This window comes from Clostridium sp. MD294 (assembly GCF_000364165.2).
Lineage (GTDB): Bacteria > Bacillota > Clostridia > Lachnospirales > Anaerotignaceae > Coprocola.
This window is the reverse complement of the sequence record NZ_CP097810.1, coordinates 756,164-774,645: the sequence shown is the minus strand read 5'-3', so window position 1 is coordinate 774,645 and position 18,482 is coordinate 756,164. Positions and strand designations below refer to the sequence as shown.

General features: G+C 30.5%; 19 protein-coding genes and 1 riboswitch. Of the genes, 10 read left to right on the top strand and 9 right to left on the bottom strand.

The genetic code is table 11. The features are described 5' to 3' along the window. Window positions 1-518: 518 nt before the first annotated feature. Genes C820_RS03755 through C820_RS03745 form a run of 3 tightly spaced genes read left to right on the top strand, consistent with a single transcriptional unit; the run spans window position 519 to window position 3,245 of the window. Entirely contained in the window at window positions 519-1,361 is an 843-nt protein-coding gene (locus C820_RS03755; RefSeq protein ID WP_004038205.1) for an ABC transporter permease, read from the top strand. Further along, entirely contained in the window at window positions 1,358-2,158 is an 801-nt protein-coding gene (locus tag C820_RS03750; RefSeq protein ID WP_004038207.1) for an ABC transporter permease, read from the top strand. The genes C820_RS03755 and C820_RS03750 overlap by 4 nt, the downstream gene beginning before the upstream one ends. Then, window positions 2,148-3,245 (top strand): ABC transporter substrate-binding protein, encoded by a 1,098-nt coding sequence (locus C820_RS03745; RefSeq protein WP_004038209.1) that lies wholly within the window; start codon window positions 2,148-2,150, stop codon window positions 3,243-3,245. Before C820_RS03750 ends, C820_RS03745 begins: the two co-directional genes overlap by 11 nt. A 45-nt stretch (window positions 3,246-3,290) precedes the next feature. On the opposite strand, the gene C820_RS03740 is transcribed toward C820_RS03745, so the two are convergent. Together C820_RS03740 and C820_RS03735 are read right to left on the bottom strand one after the other, a co-directional pair. Beyond that, complete coding sequence (locus C820_RS03740) at window positions 3,291-3,461, bottom strand: putative motility protein (protein ID WP_004038212.1); 171 nt, start codon at window positions 3,459-3,461, stop codon at window positions 3,291-3,293. A 99-nt stretch (window positions 3,462-3,560) separates the two neighbouring features. Beyond that, a complete protein-coding gene (locus tag C820_RS03735; RefSeq protein ID WP_004038213.1) occupies window positions 3,561-4,451 on the bottom strand; it encodes a LysR family transcriptional regulator in 891 nt (296 codons plus the stop codon). Window positions 4,452-4,690: 239 nt separating this feature from the next. On the opposite strand from C820_RS03735, the gene C820_RS03730 reads away from it, so the two are divergent. Continuing rightward, on the top strand, window positions 4,691-5,554 hold the full coding sequence (locus C820_RS03730) for a DMT family transporter (RefSeq protein ID WP_004038216.1): 864 nt from the start codon (window positions 4,691-4,693) through the stop codon (window positions 5,552-5,554). A gap of 63 nt (window positions 5,555-5,617) precedes the next feature. Here the strand turns inward: C820_RS03730 and C820_RS03725 are convergent, their stop codons facing one another. The 7 genes from C820_RS03725 to pyrG all read right to left on the bottom strand — a co-directional run bounded on the left by C820_RS03725 (window position 5,618) and on the right by pyrG (window position 11,890). Beyond that, window positions 5,618-6,655: a glycosyltransferase family 4 protein gene (locus tag C820_RS03725; protein WP_004038218.1), complete on the bottom strand. Its 1,038-nt coding sequence runs from the start codon at window positions 6,653-6,655 to the stop codon at window positions 5,618-5,620. A 29-nt stretch (window positions 6,656-6,684) separates the two neighbouring features. Further along, a complete protein-coding gene (gene upp, locus C820_RS03720) occupies window positions 6,685-7,311 on the bottom strand; it encodes a uracil phosphoribosyltransferase (RefSeq protein ID WP_004038220.1) in 627 nt (208 codons plus the stop codon). Between the two features lie 22 nt (window positions 7,312-7,333). Continuing rightward, the gene (gene rpiB / locus C820_RS03715; protein WP_004038222.1) at window positions 7,334-7,759 is read right to left on the bottom strand and encodes a ribose 5-phosphate isomerase B; all 426 of its coding nucleotides are present in this window, start codon (window positions 7,757-7,759) and stop codon (window positions 7,334-7,336) included. A 25-nt stretch (window positions 7,760-7,784) separates the two neighbouring features. After that, window positions 7,785-8,843, bottom strand: a complete 1,059-nt coding sequence (locus C820_RS03710) for an L-threonylcarbamoyladenylate synthase (RefSeq protein WP_004038224.1) — start codon at window positions 8,841-8,843, stop codon at window positions 7,785-7,787. 2 nt (window positions 8,844-8,845) lie between these two features. Then, window positions 8,846-9,346 (bottom strand): SEC-C metal-binding domain-containing protein, encoded by a 501-nt coding sequence (locus C820_RS03705; protein WP_004038225.1) that lies wholly within the window; start codon window positions 9,344-9,346, stop codon window positions 8,846-8,848. Between the two features lie 247 nt (window positions 9,347-9,593). After that, window positions 9,594-10,034, bottom strand: coding sequence for an adenine nucleotide alpha hydrolase family protein (locus tag C820_RS03700; protein WP_004038226.1), 441 nt, complete (start codon window positions 10,032-10,034; stop codon window positions 9,594-9,596). A 242-nt stretch (window positions 10,035-10,276) separates the two neighbouring features. Continuing rightward, the gene (gene pyrG / locus C820_RS03695) at window positions 10,277-11,890 is read right to left on the bottom strand and encodes a CTP synthase (protein WP_004038227.1); all 1,614 of its coding nucleotides are present in this window, start codon (window positions 11,888-11,890) and stop codon (window positions 10,277-10,279) included. Between the two features lie 294 nt (window positions 11,891-12,184). Between pyrG and C820_RS03690 the strand changes: the two genes are divergently transcribed. From C820_RS03690 to C820_RS03665, 6 genes are all read left to right on the top strand, one after another. Next, window positions 12,185-12,664, top strand: a complete 480-nt coding sequence (locus C820_RS03690) for a C-GCAxxG-C-C family protein (protein WP_004038228.1) — start codon at window positions 12,185-12,187, stop codon at window positions 12,662-12,664. A 155-nt stretch (window positions 12,665-12,819) separates the two neighbouring features. Next, window positions 12,820-12,962, top strand: a riboswitch (FMN riboswitch). A 191-nt stretch (window positions 12,963-13,153) separates the two neighbouring features. Next, window positions 13,154-13,759, top strand: a complete 606-nt coding sequence (locus C820_RS03685) for an ECF transporter S component (protein ID WP_004038229.1) — start codon at window positions 13,154-13,156, stop codon at window positions 13,757-13,759. A 457-nt stretch (window positions 13,760-14,216) separates the two neighbouring features. After that, entirely contained in the window at window positions 14,217-15,284 is a 1,068-nt protein-coding gene (locus C820_RS03680; RefSeq protein WP_004038230.1) for a D-alanine--D-alanine ligase family protein, read from the top strand. Window positions 15,285-15,304: 20 nt separating this feature from the next. Further along, window positions 15,305-16,108 (top strand): glutamate racemase, encoded by an 804-nt coding sequence (murI, locus tag C820_RS03675; protein ID WP_035296964.1) that lies wholly within the window; start codon window positions 15,305-15,307, stop codon window positions 16,106-16,108. 183 nt (window positions 16,109-16,291) lie between these two features. Then, a complete protein-coding gene (locus tag C820_RS03670; protein WP_004038232.1) occupies window positions 16,292-16,954 on the top strand; it encodes an SMI1/KNR4 family protein in 663 nt (220 codons plus the stop codon). A 326-nt stretch (window positions 16,955-17,280) separates the two neighbouring features. Next, window positions 17,281-18,462 carry a murein hydrolase activator EnvC family protein gene (locus tag C820_RS03665; RefSeq protein WP_004038233.1) on the top strand — a complete coding sequence of 394 codons (1,182 nt, stop codon included), beginning with the start codon at window positions 17,281-17,283 and terminating at the stop codon, window positions 18,460-18,462. Window positions 18,463-18,482: the final 20 nt, after the last annotated feature.

Below are 18,482 nucleotides of genomic sequence, written 5' to 3'. Positions count from 1 at the left end.
AACAGAAGCTACTATTGTTGCTCGTGCAGATGCTCAAGCTTGGAACCCAGATACAGAAGAATGGATTTCTATACAAAAAATAACGTATGATATTAAACCTGAAAATGGTACTTATCCTGTTACATTTTCTACTGCTGCTGGTACAAGTGTAACAGTTAATATGATTGTAAAAGATGAAAACAGAGTTATAAACAAAGAATATCAAGAAAAAATATTTGCTGTAAACTTTTTCAAAACAGCAGATGAAATCAAAGAAAGCATTGCTTTAGAAACAGATTTAAAAACATGGGCAAATGCTTCTGCTTGGAGTTTAGAAGAAGATACTCCTGTTGAAATTACAAATATTCATTACGATTTTGACCCAGAAAATATTACAATAGGAACTTACAATGTTACATTTGCTACAGAAGGACATGAATATATGGTTGATACAACAGATAAATATGAAGTAGGTGACGAAGTTGGATTGATTTTTCAGCCTGAAGACATTCATATTATGAAAAAGGGGTGAACTATTTATGAAACAATTTAAAAATATGACATACCCTTATATACTATGGATTTCTATTATGATTGTTGTACCTATGTTTATGATACTGATGTACGCTTTTACAAAACATGGTAATGATGTTGCCACATTTTGGTTTACATTTGAAAATTTTAATCGTTTTTTTAGTGATATTATATTTATTAATGTATTAAAGCAATCTCTTTATATTGCAATAATCACTACAATAATATGTATATTATTAGGTTATCCTGCAGCATATATTATCGCAAATGCCAAAGAAAAAAATAAAGTTATTTTGATACTTTTAATTACATTTCCTACATGGATTAATATGCTTGTTAGAACATATGCTTGGATGGGTATTTTACAAGATAATGGAATATTGAACAATATATTATCTTTATTTGGTTTACAAACAAAATTACTTCATACAGATTTTGCAGTTATATTAGGTATGGTTTATAATTTCATTCCTTTTATGATATTACAAATTCATACCTCATTAACCAAAATGGATAAAAGTCTTTTAGAAGCAGCAAGCGATTTAGGTGCTGATAAATTACAATGTTTTTTAAAAGTTACATTTCCTCTTTCTTTGCCAGGTGTTATTAGTGGCATTACACTGGTATTTTTGCCAGCAATGTCTAGCTTTTTTATACCAAAGCTATTAGGAGGAGGACAATATGTTTTAATTGGCAATGTTATAGAAACTCAATTTTTAACAGCAGGTAACTGGAATTTTGGTAGTGCTATTTCATTAATTATGGCTATCATTATTATGATTTCTATGTACATTACTAAAAAAATCGAAATTAGAAACAGTACAGGAAAGGGGAGAATATTGCATTGAAGCAGTCTAAAAAAATAGGCAGTAAAATTTATATGGCAATTATGATAATATTTTTTTATTTGCCTATTGTATACACTATTATATTTTCATTTAATTCTTCTCGTTCTCTTACAAAATTTGGAGGATTTTCATTACAATGGTATGAAAAAATGTTTCACGACTCTACTATGATGCAGTCTATATTTTATACGATTATCATTGCTTTGCTTGCAACATTAATTTCTACTATTGCAGGCACTATTACAGCAATAGGACTCTCCAAGTCAAACCGTATATTAAAAGGAATTGTAGAGCAAATTAACGATTTGCCTATTATGAACCCTGAAATTGTAACAGGTATTGGTCTTTTAATGTTTTTTAGTGCATTAGGTGTCAAAAAAGGATTTATGACATTATTACTTGCACACATTATGTTTTGTATTCCTTATGTTATATTAAGCGTAGCACCAAAATTACGCTCACTTGACCCTAATTTAGCTGATGCTGCATTAGACTTAGGTGCTACACCTTGGCAGGCACTCATAAAAGTAATTGTTCCTCAAATTATGCCAGGTATTGTATCAGGTGCTTTAATCGCTTTTACAATGTCATTTGATGATTTTATTATATCTTACTTTGTAACTGGTAATGGTGTAAACAATATTTCTATACTTGTTTATACTATGTCAAAAAGAGTAAATCCTTCTATTAATGCACTATCTAGCATTATTATTTTAATTATTACAGTAGTTTTGCTACTTGTAAATATCATACCAATATTAAAACAAAAAAAGGAGAGAAACAAAAATGAAGCATAATATTAAAAAATTACTTTCTGTTTTACTTACTGCAACAATGTTGTTTAGTTTTACCTCTTGTGGAAACAACAACACAGCAGTAGAAGACCCTGTTGAAAAATATGGCTCTGATACATTAAAATTGTATAACTGGGGTGAATATATGGGCGATACACTTATAAGCGATTTTGAAAAACAATTTGGTGTTAATGTCATTGTAGAATATTTTGACTCTAACGAAATGATGTATACTAAAATACAAGCAGGTGATGCCTATGATGTTTTAGTACCATCTGATTATATGATTGAAAGACTTTTAGCAAACAACAGCTTACAACCTATTGATAAAGAAAGTATACCAAATATTTCTAATTTATCAGAAGGTGTTAAAAATCTTCCTTATGACCCAGACAACACCTATTCTGTTCCTTATTTTTGGGGTACTGTAGGCATTGTTTATAACAAAAATAATGTAGATATAAAAGATTTAGAACAACAAGGCTATGCTATATTAAAAAATCCAAAATACAAAGGCAAAGTATATATGTACGACTCTGAAAGAGACTCTTTTATGATAGCTTTAAAATCACTTGGTTACTCTATGAATACAGATAATGAACAAGAAATTGAACAAGCTTATCAATGGTTAAAAGAATTAAATGATACTATGGAACCTGTTTATGTAACAGATGAAGTGATTGATGGCATGATGAACAGCAACAAAGATTTAGCTGTTGTATATAGTGGAGATGCTACAACAATACTATATGAAAACGAAGATATGGCATTTTATTTGCCAGAAGAAGGTACCAATATATGGAGCGATGCTATGGTAATACCAGCAAATGCAGAAAATCCAAAATTAGCAAATGAATTTATAAACTATGTATTGACATATGATGCTTCTTACGGCAATTCTGAAGCAGTAGGATATACTTCTTCTAATCAGGAAGTTATGGACAATATGAGTAGTGAAGGTGGTTTATATGAACTTGTTCCTTCTTATCTGCCACGTACTGGATATGAAAAAGATGAAGTATTTCAAGATAATGCTGTTTTAAAAGAAAAATTATCTGAACTTTGGATTAAAGTAAAAGCTTCTAATTAATAATAAAAACCGAGAAAATTTGTTTTTCTCGGTTTTTTTGCATTATTATACTAACATATCTACCATATGAGAAGATGGCAGATTTACTGGGTTCGCTGCTTCCATACTTTCAATTAACTGTGCTGCCTGTAATTCTGCTGACTCCATACAATTTTTTGTTAAAGCAATTCCTGCTTGCATTTGTACTCCCGCTAATCCTAAACCTCCAACGTCCATGAAATTCACTCCTTCACTTATTAATTTATATTTCTTATATTTAATTATCGGTATAAAATAAATTAAATTAACACTATTCTTTACAAAATATTAATGTTTTCATTTATTCTGTTGCATTTCTATCATCATTTTTATAAATGTATTCATTTGAGGCGTTACATATTTATTTCTATGATAAATAATTTGTTTCCACATTACAACATTCCAATTTTCTACATTTATTTTTTGAATAGTTTGATTTTTCATTTCTTCTAATACAACAATTTTAGGTAAAAAAGAAATGCCTTCTCCTCTTTTCAAAAGTTCTACAATAATTTTAGTATCCCCTATTTCTAAAAATGGTTTAAAATCAATATCATTTTTTTGTATGTACTCATCTAATTCTTTACGATAGCTAATACCTTTTTCTGTCAATATAAAAGGTTGTTTTAATATTTCTTGTATACAAACATTTTTTCTTTTTGTTAAACTATTTCCATACTGTGTAAAAAATGAAATTTCTTCTTTTTTCATATAAGGTTTTATCCATTCTTTATGATAAAGTGGTCTATCAATTATAAAAATAAAATCTACTTGATTATGTACCATCATTTCAATCAATTCATCTACATAATTTGTTTTGACAATCAACTCTACTTCTGGATATTTTCTATGATATTCTGACAAAATTTTAGGCATATCTGCACAAATTAAGGACTCTATTACACCAATACAAAGCTGTCCTTTTATATTATTTTGTTCTGTACTCATATATGTCATTTTTTCCACTAAATTTCTAATTTCTTTTGCATATTGAAATACTTCCCAACCTTTTTCTGTTACAGATACTTTTTTGCCTATTCTTTCAAACAATTTTACATTCAGTTCTTGTTCTAACTGCTGTATTTGTATTGTAACAGTAGATTGAGAATAGTCTAACTGCTTTGCTGCTCTTGTAAAATTTTGTAATTCTACAACTTTTAAAAATGTCATTAAATTTCTTATTTCCATAATGTTCCTCCTCACTATACTATATATAATATAACATAATATCATTAAAAATAATAATGTATTTTATTAAAACTATGAATTTTACAAATGATTATAAATGAGCTATGATATAAGAAATAAAAAAAGTATTTTACAAAATAAGGAGGTTATATTATGATAAAAAAAGTATGGGATTTTATATTTGCATTAATTACAGCATCTACAAAATACAATCATTTTTAGAAAGGAGAGAAAACAATATGAAAACAAGAACAAAAGTAAATATATTAGGATTTTTTACAGTATTATTCTGGGCAATGGCCTTTCCTTTTTCTAAAATAGCCATTTCTCATTTTCATATTAACAGTGTTGCTGTATTAAGATGTATTATTGCATCATTATTTTTATGTTTGTTAGGTATCTGTCAAAAAATTACAATTCCTAAAAAACAAGATATTCCTAAATTTTTTATTTCTGGATTATTTGGCTTTTTTCTATATCTTGTTTTTTTTAACATAGGGCTTCAATCCCTTACCTCTGCTACTTCCAGTATTATCATTGCAACAACACCCATTATGACATCTGTTGTTTCTGCTTTTTTGTATAAAGAAAAAATTAAATTGCTTGGCTGGATTGCTATTTCAATAGAATTTGTAGGAATTATAATTTTATCACTATGGCAAGGAACACTTTCATTTAATTTTGGTATTATATGGACACTATGTGCTGCTGTTGTATTTTGTATTTATAATATTTATCAAAGAAAACTTTCTTCATTGGGTTATCGTTCTAATGAAATTGTAACATATAGTATGATTTGTGGCACAGTATTATTATTGTTCTTTTTACCAAAAGGTATTTCTGAATTGGCAACTGCTTCTATTACACAAATAGGAGTGCTACTTTTATTAGGTATATTTTCAAGCGGTATCGCTTATGTACTGTGGGGAAAAGCACTTTCTATTGCAGAAAAAACAAGTGATGTTACAAATTTTATGTTTGTAACGCCTCTTTTATCTACAATATTAGGTTTTTTATTTTTAAAAGAAATTCCTTCTATAGGCACATTAATAGGAGGAACAATGATATTGATAGGATTGGTATTATTTCAATTCTCTAAATAATAAAAAAGCGTTACTCTCTTTTTTGAGAATAACGCTTTCTTATTTAATTTATGTAGTATAATGTTACTGATTTTTATTTCTAATGTGTGCATTAAAATAATAGATTAAAATACTTAGTACAATAATCGTTAATACTACCACTACAATGGTACGAGAGTCTTTAAATGATATAAATATTGCCAAAAGCCCACAAAGAAGGCTAACAATATACAATATTAACACTGCCTGACGCTGTGAAAGTCCTTTATCTATCAATCTATGGTGCAAATGTCCTCTATCTGCTTTCATAATAGGCTGATGCTTTGCCATACGTCTTAGCATAGCAAACAATGTATCAAATATAGGCAATCCTAAACATAGCATACTAACAATTAATGCAAGTATAGCATATCCTTTAAATACACCTAATATACTTGTTACTGCAAGTACAAATCCTAAAAATGTAGAACCAGTATCTCCCATAAATATCTCTGCTGGATTAAAATTTCTAGGCAGAAATCCTAAACAAGCACCTGCTAATGAAGCTGTTAGCATAACGGCTGTAGTACTTCCTGTCATAATACAAAGTATCATTAAACAAAGTGCTGCAATAGAAGATACCCCTGCAGCCAAACCATCTAAACCATCAATTAAATTTACTGCATTTGTTACCCCTACAATCCATACTAGTGTAATTGGAACACTAAATGTTTGTAAATAAGTTGTCACAGGCCACATAACAACATTAATTCTTGTACCAGAATATATCACTATCAATGCTGCAACAATCTGTATACAAAATTTCAGTCTTGCCCTTAAATTTTTTACATCATCTATCATACCAAGCACAACAATAATACTAGCTCCCATTACAAAGCCTGCAAATTGCTTCACATTCATTTCTGGATTAAAACGATACAAAACAAGCACTGTTATCATAAAACCCATTACAATAGCAATACCACCCATACGAGGCATAGGTTTTTTGTGCATACCTCTATCTTTTGGTATATCAATCGCACCCAATTTTATAGAGATTTTTTTTGCTAAGGGTGTTGTTACCAATGTAATCGCAAAAGCACTTGCAAAAGCTGCAATATATAAAAGCCAATTATAATCCAATATTATCCTCTCCTCAGATACAGATAGCTTTATTTTGTGCCAAAAATTCTATCTCCTGCATCTCCTAGACCTGGTACAATATAGCCATGGTCATTCAAACTATTATCATATGCTGCTGTATAAATATCTACATCAGGGTGCACATTCTGTATTTTTTTTACGCCTTCTGGTGCACTTAGTACACAAAGTAATGTAATTTTTTTAGCACCTTTGTCTTTTAAAAATCTAATTGCTGCTTCTGCTGTACCTCCTGTAGCAAGCATAGGGTCTGTTAAAAATACTGTTCTTTCTTCTATGTCAGAAGGTAATTTACAATAATACTCTACTGGCTGTAATGTTTCTGGGTCACGATATAGCCCTATATGTCCTACTTTTGCTGTAGGCATCAGTGCTAAAAGTCCTTCTGTCATACCAATGCCAGCTCTTAATATAGGTACAATTGCTAATTTTGTATCAATCATTTTACAATCTGCTGTTGTAATAGGTGTTTGTACCTTTACATTAACTAAAGGCAATTCTCTTGTTGCTTCATAAGAAAGGAGCATTGCTACTTCTTCCACTAATTCCCTAAATTCTTTAGAACCAGTATCACGATTACGAAGCATTGCAATTTTATGCTGTATTAATGGATGTTCTGATATAAATAATTTGCCCATACTATACTTCCTTTCTAAATTATTACTCCATTTGTGAAATTCTCCTAATATGACGTTCATCATTTGAAAATGGCGTTTCTAAAAATGTTTTTACAATTTCAAGTGCAAGTCCAACACCTACTACTCTCGCTCCCATAGCCAATATATTCGCATTATTGTGTTCTCTTGTTGCTTTTGCAGAAAAACAATCTCCGCAAAGTGCTGCTCTAATGCCTTTTATTTTATTTGCTGTAATAGAAACGCCTATACCAGTACCACATATCAATATTCCTTTTTCACAATTTCCATCTGCCACTGCATGAGCTACTTTTTTAGCATACACTGGATAGTCACAAGAGTCTTCTGAATAAGTTCCAAAATTTTGATATTCTATATTTTGTTTTTCTAAGTAGTCAATTACTTCCTGCATTAAAGTATATCCGCCGTGGTCACAACCTAGTGCTATCATATTCCATCATTCTCCTTTACTATGATTACTCTGTTTTTATCACTTTATAACCTGCTGCCTTTTGCAAACGGTTCATTATAGCAAGTCCTTCTTCCTTTTCAGGCACTGTTTCAGAATAAACAACGTCTACACCTAAAAAATCAAATTTTCTGAGATGTTTAAACAAATTCGAACCGATTTCTTCCAAATTTTGCCTATCTCCTAATGAAAGCACAATACCACAATCATAGCTATTTTTTGTTTGCTCTGTTGCCAATATACCAACTTTTTTATTTAATTGTAGTTCTTTTTTTACTAATTCTTTTATTTTCTGTTGTGCAACAAACAAGTCATTACATTGTACTAATATAACATCAGCTTTAGGAGAATAATGTGTATATTTCATACCAGGAGCTTTAGGAATTAAATTTTGATTTGGCTTTGCTAATATAGCTGGGTCAATTTCTATATGCCCTATTACAGTTTCTAGCATTTCTTTTGTAATTGCTCCAGGACGCAAAAGCATAGGTATTTCTCCAGAAACATCTACAATAGTAGACTCTAAACCTACTTCTGCATTTCCTCCATCTATAATCATATCAATTTTATTTTCTAAATCAAATAAAACATGAGATGCTTTTGTAGGGCTTGGTTTTCCTGAGGAATTTGCACTTGGTGCTGCAATAGGCACACCAGCCATTTTAATGAGTGCTTGTGCTACTTTATGAGAAGGAAAACGTACCGCTACTGTAGAATATCCTCCTGTAATTTCTTGAGGAACACAATCCTCTTTTTCAAATATCATTGTCAAAGGTCCTGGCCAAAAAGCATTTATTAATTTTTCCGCCTTTTGAGGAACTTCTTTTACAATTTGATACAAATCTTTTTTTTCTGCAATATGAAGTATCAAAGGGTTGTCCGAAGGACGTCCCTTTGCTTCATATATTTTTTTACAGGCTACTGCATTTAATCCATTTGCACCTAATCCATACACTGTTTCTGTAGGAAAAGCTACTAAACCACCTTTTTTTAATATATTTGCTGCTTGTTGTATACTTTCTTTATCAGGCGTTTGTTTATCTACTGTCACCAGTATTGTTTTCATAATTATAAATTCGCCCCACAGCATTTTTTATATTTTTTGCCACTACCACAAGGACAAGGGTCATTTCTGCCAATTTTTTTCTCTTTTACTATGGTACGAGATTTTTTCTGTTCTTTTGTAAAATTCTTTCTTTCTTCTTCTGTATAAATATTATCCCATTGTGGTAATTTATAGAGATGTTCTGCTTTATATTCTACCATTTTTTTATACAATTTCTCAAAATCAATTTCTAATTTTACAGAACTGTTTGCTTCTAATTCATTCATATCATATGGTTTTGGTAGCACTTCATTGATACCATCTATAAATGCAATAATTTCTTCTGCTGTTACGCCAAAACGAAGTGCTAATTCAGAAACTGCTCCTTCTAATACATTTACTTTCTCTCCTAAAATATATTCATATATTTTTTGTTCCTTTGGTAAAAAGTCATCCCAAACTGCTTCCATACTTTTACCATCTTTACTAAATGCTTTGTTCATCCAATTTTCATATAATGTCATTATTTGCCACTCCTTATATATCATAATCAATTTTAAAATTAAAACATACTAATAGAAATAATAATATATATTCTCTTTCAATGCAACAAAAAATTATAAATACAACTGAATTTTTAGTTGAAATTATTGGAAATCTCTCTTTTTTTAGTACATTTTTACAATCCTTTTTATTCAAATATAATATTACAATTTTAATATAAAATAAAAAATCTCTTGACAAATACAAGAGATTTTTGTTGTTTACATATTATCCAATTTTTTGTTTTAATTCTGTACAAATCACATCTTGCTGTCCTACTGTAATGACCTCCACCTGTTGTGGCAAAATAGTAATGATTTTTTGAAATTGTGTTTCTTCTTTTTCTTTTAAGCATTTTTTTGTTGTTTGTTTAGGCAATTCTCCTATAATGACCTTTGTAATTTCTTCTTGTTTTACAAATTCGCTAATACATTTTGGTATATCTTGGTCGCATAAAACATGTATAATTCCACCACATCTATCACCATATGCTAATAATTTTGTCAATAATTTTAGTGTTTGCCCATTTTGAAAAATGCTATCGCCTTTTTGTACATGAAGTATATGCAAAGAACCATTATATTGTTGTGCGATTTCTGACCCATAATCAATTAATCTTTGAGAACTTGTCTGTGCTGTAATACATACTGCAATTTTTTCTTCTTTCATAACAAATCCGCTACCTCCTTCTAAAACTTCATATCATTACAGACGATATACTTTGTGAATACTATGTCAAAATTTTGCTATCTATCATTATTTTCCCTTTATTAATATCATATCATATTTTTATAAAAATGCAACAAATATTATATCAATTTTTTCTGTTTTTTTTTGCACATTTTTACCAATAAATCATTTTATTGCAAAAAAATAACAAGAAAAACATATTTCTTGTTATTTTTATGATTTTATTTTGTTTCTTTTTCACTATAATTAATACAGCATTGTACAAAATCACGAAATAGAGGTTGACATCTATTAGGACGAGATTTAAATTCTGGATGAAATTGTACTCCCACAAACCAATCATTTTGAGGTATTTCTACAATTTCTACTAATCTATCATCTGGAGAAAGTCCTACAATTTTCATTCCTGCCTCTATAAATTGCTTTCTATATTCATTGTTAAATTCATATCTATGTCTATGACGCTCATATATTAATTCTGTATCATACGCCTTATAAGCACAAGAAGATTTATCTAATTTACAAGGATAAGCACCTAAACGCATAGTGCCTCCCAAATTATCTATATCTTTTTGTTCTGGCATCAAATCAATTACAGGATATGCTGTTTCTTTTACTTCTGCTGTAAAAGCATCTTTCCAACCCAACACATTCCTTGCAAATTCAATTACTGCACATTGCATACCTAAACAAATTCCAAAAAATGGCACATTGTTTTCACGAGCATATTGTATCGCCCTAATTTTTCCTTCCAGACCTCTATCTCCAAAACCACCTGGTACTAATATACCATGACATTTTGAAAGTATACTTTCCACATTCTGCTCTGTCAAATGCTCTGCATTTATCCAATTAATCTCTACATCTGCTCCTGTTGCAATACCACCATGATGAAGCGACTCCACAATAGAAAGATATGCGTCATGTAGTTCTACATATTTTCCTACTAAAGCTATCTGTACTTTTTTATCCATATTTCTCTCTTTTTCCAGCATAGCAAGCCATTCGGACATATCAGGTTGTCTTTCTAAAATGCCTAATTTTTTACATGCAACTTTTGCAATACCCTCTTTTTCTAACATAATAGGGATTTCATAAAGACTTTCTGCGTCCATATTTTGTATAATACAATCTTCATCTACATTACAAAACAACGCTAATTTATCTTTCATATCTTGACTAATTTCATGTTCTGTACGACATACTATCATATCAGGTTGTATTCCTATAGAAAGAAGTTCTTTTACAGAGTGTTGTGTTGGTTTTGTTTTCATTTCTCCACTTTTAGAAAGATAAGGTATTAACGTAACATGTATGTATAAACAATTCTCTTTTCCTACTTCTCTTGCTACTTGTCTAATTGCTTCTAAAAATGGTGTGCTTTCAATATCTCCTACTGTGCCACCTATTTCTGTAATAACAATATCAGATTGTGACGCTTTCGCTACACGATATACTCTGCTTTTGATTTCATTTGTAATATGAGGGATAACCTGTACTGTAGCTCCTAAATATTCCCCTTTTCTCTCTTTATTCAGTACAGACCAATATACCTTTCCTGTTGTAACACTACTATTAATACTTAAATTTTCATCAATAAATCTTTCATAGTGCCCTAAGTCTAAATCGGTTTCTGCACCATCTTCTGTTACAAAAACTTCTCCATGTTGATAAGGACTCATTGTACCAGGGTCTAAATTGATATAAGGGTCAAATTTTTGTATTGTTACTTTGTATCCTCTTGCTTTTAAAAGGCGTCCCAATGAAGCAGCTGTAATGCCTTTTCCTAAGCCAGAAACAACGCCCCCTGTTACAAAAATATACTTTGTGTCCATAAATTTCTCCTTTCTCATTTTATATACCTTTATTTATTATTTCATTCTAAATTGAATATTTTTATTTATGAAAACAAAAAAAGTGTTTATTTTCTTTACAAACACACACATTATTCTTATGATACCATATTCAGCATGGAAAAGAAATACTATTTTATTGGAATTTTATGCTAAAACAATATACACAATATCTATAAAATACTGTTGAAACTGCACTATACTATTGACAATAAAACAAGCACAATGTAGTATAAATAAAATAATATAGTATGTATTACAAAAGGGGGAAACTTTATGGAACAAAATGCAGATAATATCAAACAAGAATATATTGAAAAAGCAGAAACTGTTGCAGGCGAGTATTTTAAGCAAGGTTTAAACTGTGCAGAATGTGTTTTTCAAAGTTGTTTAGATATGCAGAATGTTGACCTTCCTAAAGAAGTTATTTCTTTAGCTTCTGGCTTTGGTGGAGGTATGGGACAGACTAGAAATACTTGCGGTGCTATTACAGGAGCAATATTAGCACTGAGTGCATTAAAAGGAAGAAATCCTTTTGAAAAAGAAACTCCAAAAGAAAGAATACAGCAAATACAACAAGTTTATATACCGTTTAAAGAAATGGTACAAGAAATTGAACAGCAATATGGAACATTAATTTGTAAAGAGCTTTCTGCACCTCATGGAGATTTTGCTGGAAAAGAAAGAAAGAAAAATTGTAAACAAGTAATTTCTTATTGTGCTGGTCTTGTTGCAAAATATGCACAGCAAAATTGATAATGTAACTTTTTGACAATAATCCAAGAAATAAATTCCATTTCTTGGGTTATTTTTTTATAGAACAATATGACAAATTACTTACATTATAAAGCAAATAAATCATAAAAACATTTGACTTTTTATTCACAATGTTTTATAATAAATTCAAATATAAAATTCTTCAGGGCAGGGTGCAATTCCCGACCGGTGGTAATAGTCCACGAGCGAATTTTTTTAAAATTTGCTGATATGGTGTAATTCCATAACCGACAGTGATATTACAAGTGTAATAAAGTCTGGATGGGAGAAGAATAAATGACAGCAATATTTTGTATATTTATAAATACATTTTTTTGCTATCCTTTATTTTGCTTGATAACAGTCTGAAGATTTTTAGGCTGTTTTTTTATTTTTATAATAAAAAATAGCTTGCCTTTGGCACTTTACAGCACATTGTTGTAAATAAAAAAATCTGACACAGTAGTAAAACAAATGGAGGTAAAATTTATGGAAAACATCAAATCAGTATTTTTATCAATTAAATCAAAACCACAAAAAGAAAAACAAAAAATGACTATTAGGCAAATGGTAGGTATGGCTATGTTAGCAGCTATTTCTATTGTATTTGTATCTGTAATACATTTTCCTTTGTTTCCAGCTGCAGCATTTTTAGAATATGACCCTGCTGATATTCCTATACTAATTGGTACATTTGCTTATGGTCCTATTGCAGGATTTATATTAACAGTAGTTGTTTCATTGATACAAGGTATTACAGTAAGTGCAGGAAGCGGTATTATAGGTATTATCATGCATATTGTAGCAACAGGAAGCTGTACATTAATTTCTGGTACTATTTACCAAAAAATGAAAACAAAAAAAGGAGCAGCCATTTCTTTATCCATAGGCGTTATTATAATGACCTTTGCAATGGTATTCATGAATTTGATATTAACACCATTATTTATGGGAGCTCCTGTAGAAACAGTCATAGCAATGTTAGTGCCTATTTTTATACCTTTTAATTTGCTAAAGTATTCTATAAACTGTTTGATTACATTTTTGTTATATAAATCTATTTCTCATATATTAAAAGGTGTTTCAAAAAAATAGTAATAAATCATAAAGGTGATAGAGTATGTTCTGTCACCTTTTTTATTGTCATTTTGTTATTACATATATTTTATTAAAACAATTTACACAGAAATTTACTTTTTTATTGTCATTGCATTCATTTGTGAATATAATAGTACTATTAAGGCTGAAATATAGACTAAAAATAATTATAAAAGCATATATTTTTGAAAAGAAAATAGTATGTTGTATTTTATATTATACTAATATCAGTCAAAAATGTTTAATGAAATAGTATATCTTTCATTGAACAAAAATAGCAAATATAAACTTGTACAAAAAAATAAGAGTACTACAAAATGCTCCATAAAACAATACGCAAGTTGCAGCGTAGCATATCAATATGATATGTAAAATAATAGTAAAGGAGAAGTTACTGTAAAACAAGCAACATTATAATCTGTTTTATAAGTTTTTTCAGTAACAACATATCAATATGAATAAAAAAACAGTTGCTGTAATATTTGGCGGACAGTCTTCAGAACATGAGGTTTCTCTCAATTCTGCTTCTACAATTATATCTCATATGGACGAAGAAAAATATTTTATTGTACCTATTGGTATTACAAAGCAGGGACAATGGCTTATATATGATGGTCCTGTAGAACACATTAAAACAGGAGAATGGCAAAAATATAGTACACCAGCTATTATCAGTCCTGATGCTACACAAAAAAGTATATTAAAAATTGTAGGTGGAAGAATAAAAGAAATTCCTGTTGATGTTATATTTCCTGTACTTCATGGCAAATGGGGAGAAGATGGCACAATACAAGGACTTTTTGAAATGGCACAAATTCCTTATGTAGGAGATGGTGTACTTGCTTCCTCTGTTTCTATGGACAAAGTTTTTACAAAAATAATTGCAAGCAATGCAAATATACAACAAGCAAAATATTTATGGTTTTATGACCATCAATTAAAGCAATGTGACAAAATAGTAAAACAAATTGAAAAAGAATTACAGTATCCTTGTTTTATAAAACCAGCAAATACAGGTTCTTCTATAGGTATTACAAAAGCACACAACAGAGAAGAACTGGAAAAAGCACTTCACTATGCTGCACAATTTGACAAAAAAATAATTGCAGAAGAATTTATAGATGGCAGAGAAGTAGAATGTGCTGTGCTAGGAAATGAAAATCCTATTGCTAGTGGTGTAGGTGAAATATTTTCTGCAGCAGAATTTTATGACTATGATGCAAAATACAACAATACTGCTTCTAAAACAGTTGTACCTGCAGAATTATCTCAAGAAATTACAGATAAAATTAAAGAAATTGCAATAACAGTATTTAAAGCAGTGGAAGGTACTGGCCTTGCTAGAGTAGATTTTTTAATACAAAAAGATACTAATCGTATTATATTTAATGAATTAAATACTTTACCTGGATTTACTTCTATCAGTATGTATCCTATGCTTTGGGAAGCAGAAGGAAAAACAAAAACAATGCTGATTGATGAACTGATTTCATTTGCACTAGAAAGTCATCAAAGCAAATGACAAATGAGGAGGAAGCAACGGTGGATAAAAGACCTATAGGTGTGTTTGACTCTGGTGTAGGTGGTCTTACTGTAGTCAAACAAATTATGAAAACATTGCCTGAAGAAAATATTATTTATTTTGGAGATACGGCAAGACTGCCTTATGGTACAAAATCTAAAAAAACAGTCACTAAATTTTCAAAACAAATTGTACGTTTTTTATTAACAAAAAATGTCAAAGCAATTATTATTGCCTGCAATACTGCAAGTTCAAACAGCCTAGAAGAACTAAGACAAACATTTAACATACCTATATTTGGTGTCATTGTTCCTGGCGTAGAAGAAGCACTTCGCTCTACCAAAAACAAAAAAGTAGGTATTATAGGTACAGCTAGTACTATAAGAAGTAAAGCATATGAAACACTTATTGCACAAGCAGATAGTAGCATAGAAGTTTATGCAAAACCTTGTCCTCTTTTTGTATCACTTGTAGAAGAAGGTTGGACAGAAAATACTGTTTCAAAATTAACAGCAGAAATCTATTTAAAAGAGTTAATACAAAAAGGCATTGACTCACTTGTATTAGGTTGTACTCATTATCCTTTACTAAAAAAGTGTATAGGAGAAACTGTAGGCAGTGATATTAAATTAGTTGACCCTGCAAAGGCTACTGCAAAAATGGTAAAATCATTTTTAGCAGAACACAAATTACTTATGCAGGGAGAAAATATTTCTGAAAGATATTTTTATATTAGCGATGACACAGATACTTTTAGCAGTATGTGTAAAAAAGCTCTTAAGCAAGAATACATACCTCAAATTATTGATATTGAAGCATATTAATATTTTATTAAAAATGAAGAAGTCATAAAAATGTTTATGACTTCTTTTATTGTAATCAAAAATCCTTTTACATTTTGTGTTTATTTTGCTAGTTACCAGCAATTTCACCAATCACAATTTGAAGTTCAAAAATTGGATATGCTATAATCAGTATAACAAATTGGAATTTAAAGAGGTGATTATATGTTTTTCAGAAAGGAAGTTGAAAAAATACTTAAGCAGGCACAGTGCATGGACTCACAGCTGAAAATGTTTGGTGCTGACGCCCATCAATATAAACTTGGTTCGCCTGTTGATTTGTCGTTTGTCCGCACGATAGAGGAAGCATATCATTTTCGGTTTCCGGAGGATTATGTCCAGTTTATTACAGAAGTTGGCGACGGAGGTGCAGGGCCAGGTTATGGGCTTTATCCCTTTGGCTACTATTGTACAGAAGTGAAAAATATCAAAGAAGCCAAAGCACGAGAAAGGTATCTGCATGGTCTTGGAAAAGAGTTGCAGCTGTTGCCGATAGAACCTAAATGGCTGGAAGATTTTTGTATTTCCAGAGAGGAGTACGAAAAAAATCCTGAAAAATATTTTCAGGGAGGCAGGGGGAGTTTTAATTGGGATAATGATACTCCATATGGATTTTTTCACCTAGGCACATACGGGTGTTGGAGGGATTTTGGGCTGATTACAGCTGGGGAAAGATATGGTCAGGTATTTATTTATGATACAGAAGGTGCCTTTGAACTGGAAGCCAGAAGTTTTCAGGAATTTTACCAGAACTGGCTTAACTCTATTTTGGATACAAAGCAGTTCCAAAAAGAACTGGAAGAGTGGAGAAGAATTCGAAACAGATAACTTCCAGTTTATCAGGCGGCGAGTCATTCTGCATTATTGCCAATTCTGTCATTTTGACGATAGTGAAATTATCAACACGAAGTTTAAAAGGCATTAATCAAAACTATGTTATATTTCCTAAAAATAAGTGTATTTATACCGTTTTATACTACACATTTACTATAGTATTATTATAACAACATGAAAAAGTATTGCAAAACATTAAAATTTAATAATAAATGTATTTTGTTCATATTTTATTCATAAATTCGTTATATAATTGTAAAATAATTGAATTGATTTTGAATTAAATTTGTAAATACATTTCATTTTGGAGGGAATTACCGTTGAAGAAGTTTCTCATAACAATTATGACTACTATATTAACATTTTCATATTTTATTGCACCAGTACCTGTACAAGCTGCAACAAAAACATTACAACAATTACAAACAGAACGTGCTGATTTAAAGAAAAAAACAGAAGAAGCTAAAAAGAATTTAGCAGAAACAAAACAGAAAAAACAATCTGTAGAGCAAGAGGTTGCTGCATTAGACCAAACACTAAATGCTGAAAATGCACAGTTAGAAAAAGTAGAAACAGATTTAGCAGAAGTGCAAAAACGTTTAGAGGAGTCAAAAAAAATGCTAGAAGAAGCATCTGAAAACAAAGAAAAACAGTTAACTTTATTTGGTCAGCGTGTAAAATATATACACGAAAATGGTAACACAGGTTATTTAGATGTTATATTAGACTCAAAAGATGTCAGTGACCTTCTTATGCGTATGCAGCATGTAGAAGAAATTATGGACCATGACAACAGTCTTTTAAATGATTTAAAAAATACAGAACAAATTATTCGTCAAAAAAAGGAAGATGTGGAACAAGAAGAAGCAGAAACTGCTGAATTAGTAGAAGAACAAAAAGCAGTATTAGCAAGTCTTGAAAAGTTAAAACAAGAAAAAATGGCAACTGTGCAAGCTTATGCACAAGATGAAGCAAAATATGACCAATTAGTAAAAAGCAATGAAGCTGCAAGTCAAGAAGTGTCAAAATTAATTGCTGCAGCAACTGCTTCTTCTAATAATGACACTGTAGTATATACAGGAGGAAAATTAAACTGGCCAGTGCCTTCCAGAGCTGCCTCCAGTTCCAGTTTAAGCAGCGGTTTTGTAAACAGAAAACGTCCTATAGGTAGTGGCTGGGAAAAACATACAGGCTATGATATTCCTGCATCTTATGGTTCTAGTATTGTAGCAGCAGAAGGTGGTACTGTCATTACAGCAGGCTGGGTAAATGGTTATGGTAACACTGTTATGATAAATCATGGTGGTGGCATTGTTACATTATATGGTCATAATTCTAGTTTAACTGTTTCAAAAGGACAAACTGTATCTAGAGGGCAAGTGATTGCAAAATGTGGTAGTACAGGAAATTCTACAGGAAATCATTGTCACTTTGAAGTACGTGTAAATGGTTCTGCTGTAAATCCAGCATCTTATTTAGGTGTAGCTAATATTTCAAGATAATGCAAAAGGCATTGATAACA

Bases quoted from the DNA above. Each gene is read 5' to 3' on its own strand.
- upp (WP_004038220.1), bottom strand. From the start codon at position 7,311: ATGGGCAAATTATTTATATCAGAACATCCATTAATACAGCATAAAATT.
- C820_RS03690 (WP_004038228.1), top strand. From the start codon at position 12,185: ATGGAACAAAATGCAGATAATATCAAACAAGAATATATTGAAAAAGCA.
- C820_RS03730 (WP_004038216.1), top strand. From the start codon at position 4,691: ATGAAAACAAGAACAAAAGTAAATATATTAGGATTTTTTACAGTATTA.
- C820_RS03670 (WP_004038232.1), top strand. From the start codon at position 16,292: ATGTTTTTCAGAAAGGAAGTTGAAAAAATACTTAAGCAGGCACAGTGC.
- C820_RS03735 (WP_004038213.1), bottom strand. From the start codon at position 4,451: ATGGAAATAAGAAATTTAATGACATTTTTAAAAGTTGTAGAATTACAA.
- C820_RS03685 (WP_004038229.1), top strand. From the start codon at position 13,154: ATGGAAAACATCAAATCAGTATTTTTATCAATTAAATCAAAACCACAA.
- pyrG (WP_004038227.1), bottom strand. From the start codon at position 11,890: ATGGACACAAAGTATATTTTTGTAACAGGGGGCGTTGTTTCTGGCTTA.
- C820_RS03700 (WP_004038226.1), bottom strand. From the start codon at position 10,034: ATGAAAGAAGAAAAAATTGCAGTATGTATTACAGCACAGACAAGTTCT.
- C820_RS03755 (WP_004038205.1), top strand. From the start codon at position 519: ATGAAACAATTTAAAAATATGACATACCCTTATATACTATGGATTTCT.
- C820_RS03745 (WP_004038209.1), top strand. From the start codon at position 2,148: ATGAAGCATAATATTAAAAAATTACTTTCTGTTTTACTTACTGCAACA.
- C820_RS03710 (WP_004038224.1), bottom strand. From the start codon at position 8,843: ATGAAAACAATACTGGTGACAGTAGATAAACAAACGCCTGATAAAGAA.
- C820_RS03740 (WP_004038212.1), bottom strand. From the start codon at position 3,461: ATGGACGTTGGAGGTTTAGGATTAGCGGGAGTACAAATGCAAGCAGGA.
- C820_RS03680 (WP_004038230.1), top strand. From the start codon at position 14,217: ATGAATAAAAAAACAGTTGCTGTAATATTTGGCGGACAGTCTTCAGAA.
- rpiB (WP_004038222.1), bottom strand. From the start codon at position 7,759: ATGATAGCACTAGGTTGTGACCACGGCGGATATACTTTAATGCAGGAA.
- C820_RS03705 (WP_004038225.1), bottom strand. From the start codon at position 9,346: ATGACATTATATGAAAATTGGATGAACAAAGCATTTAGTAAAGATGGT.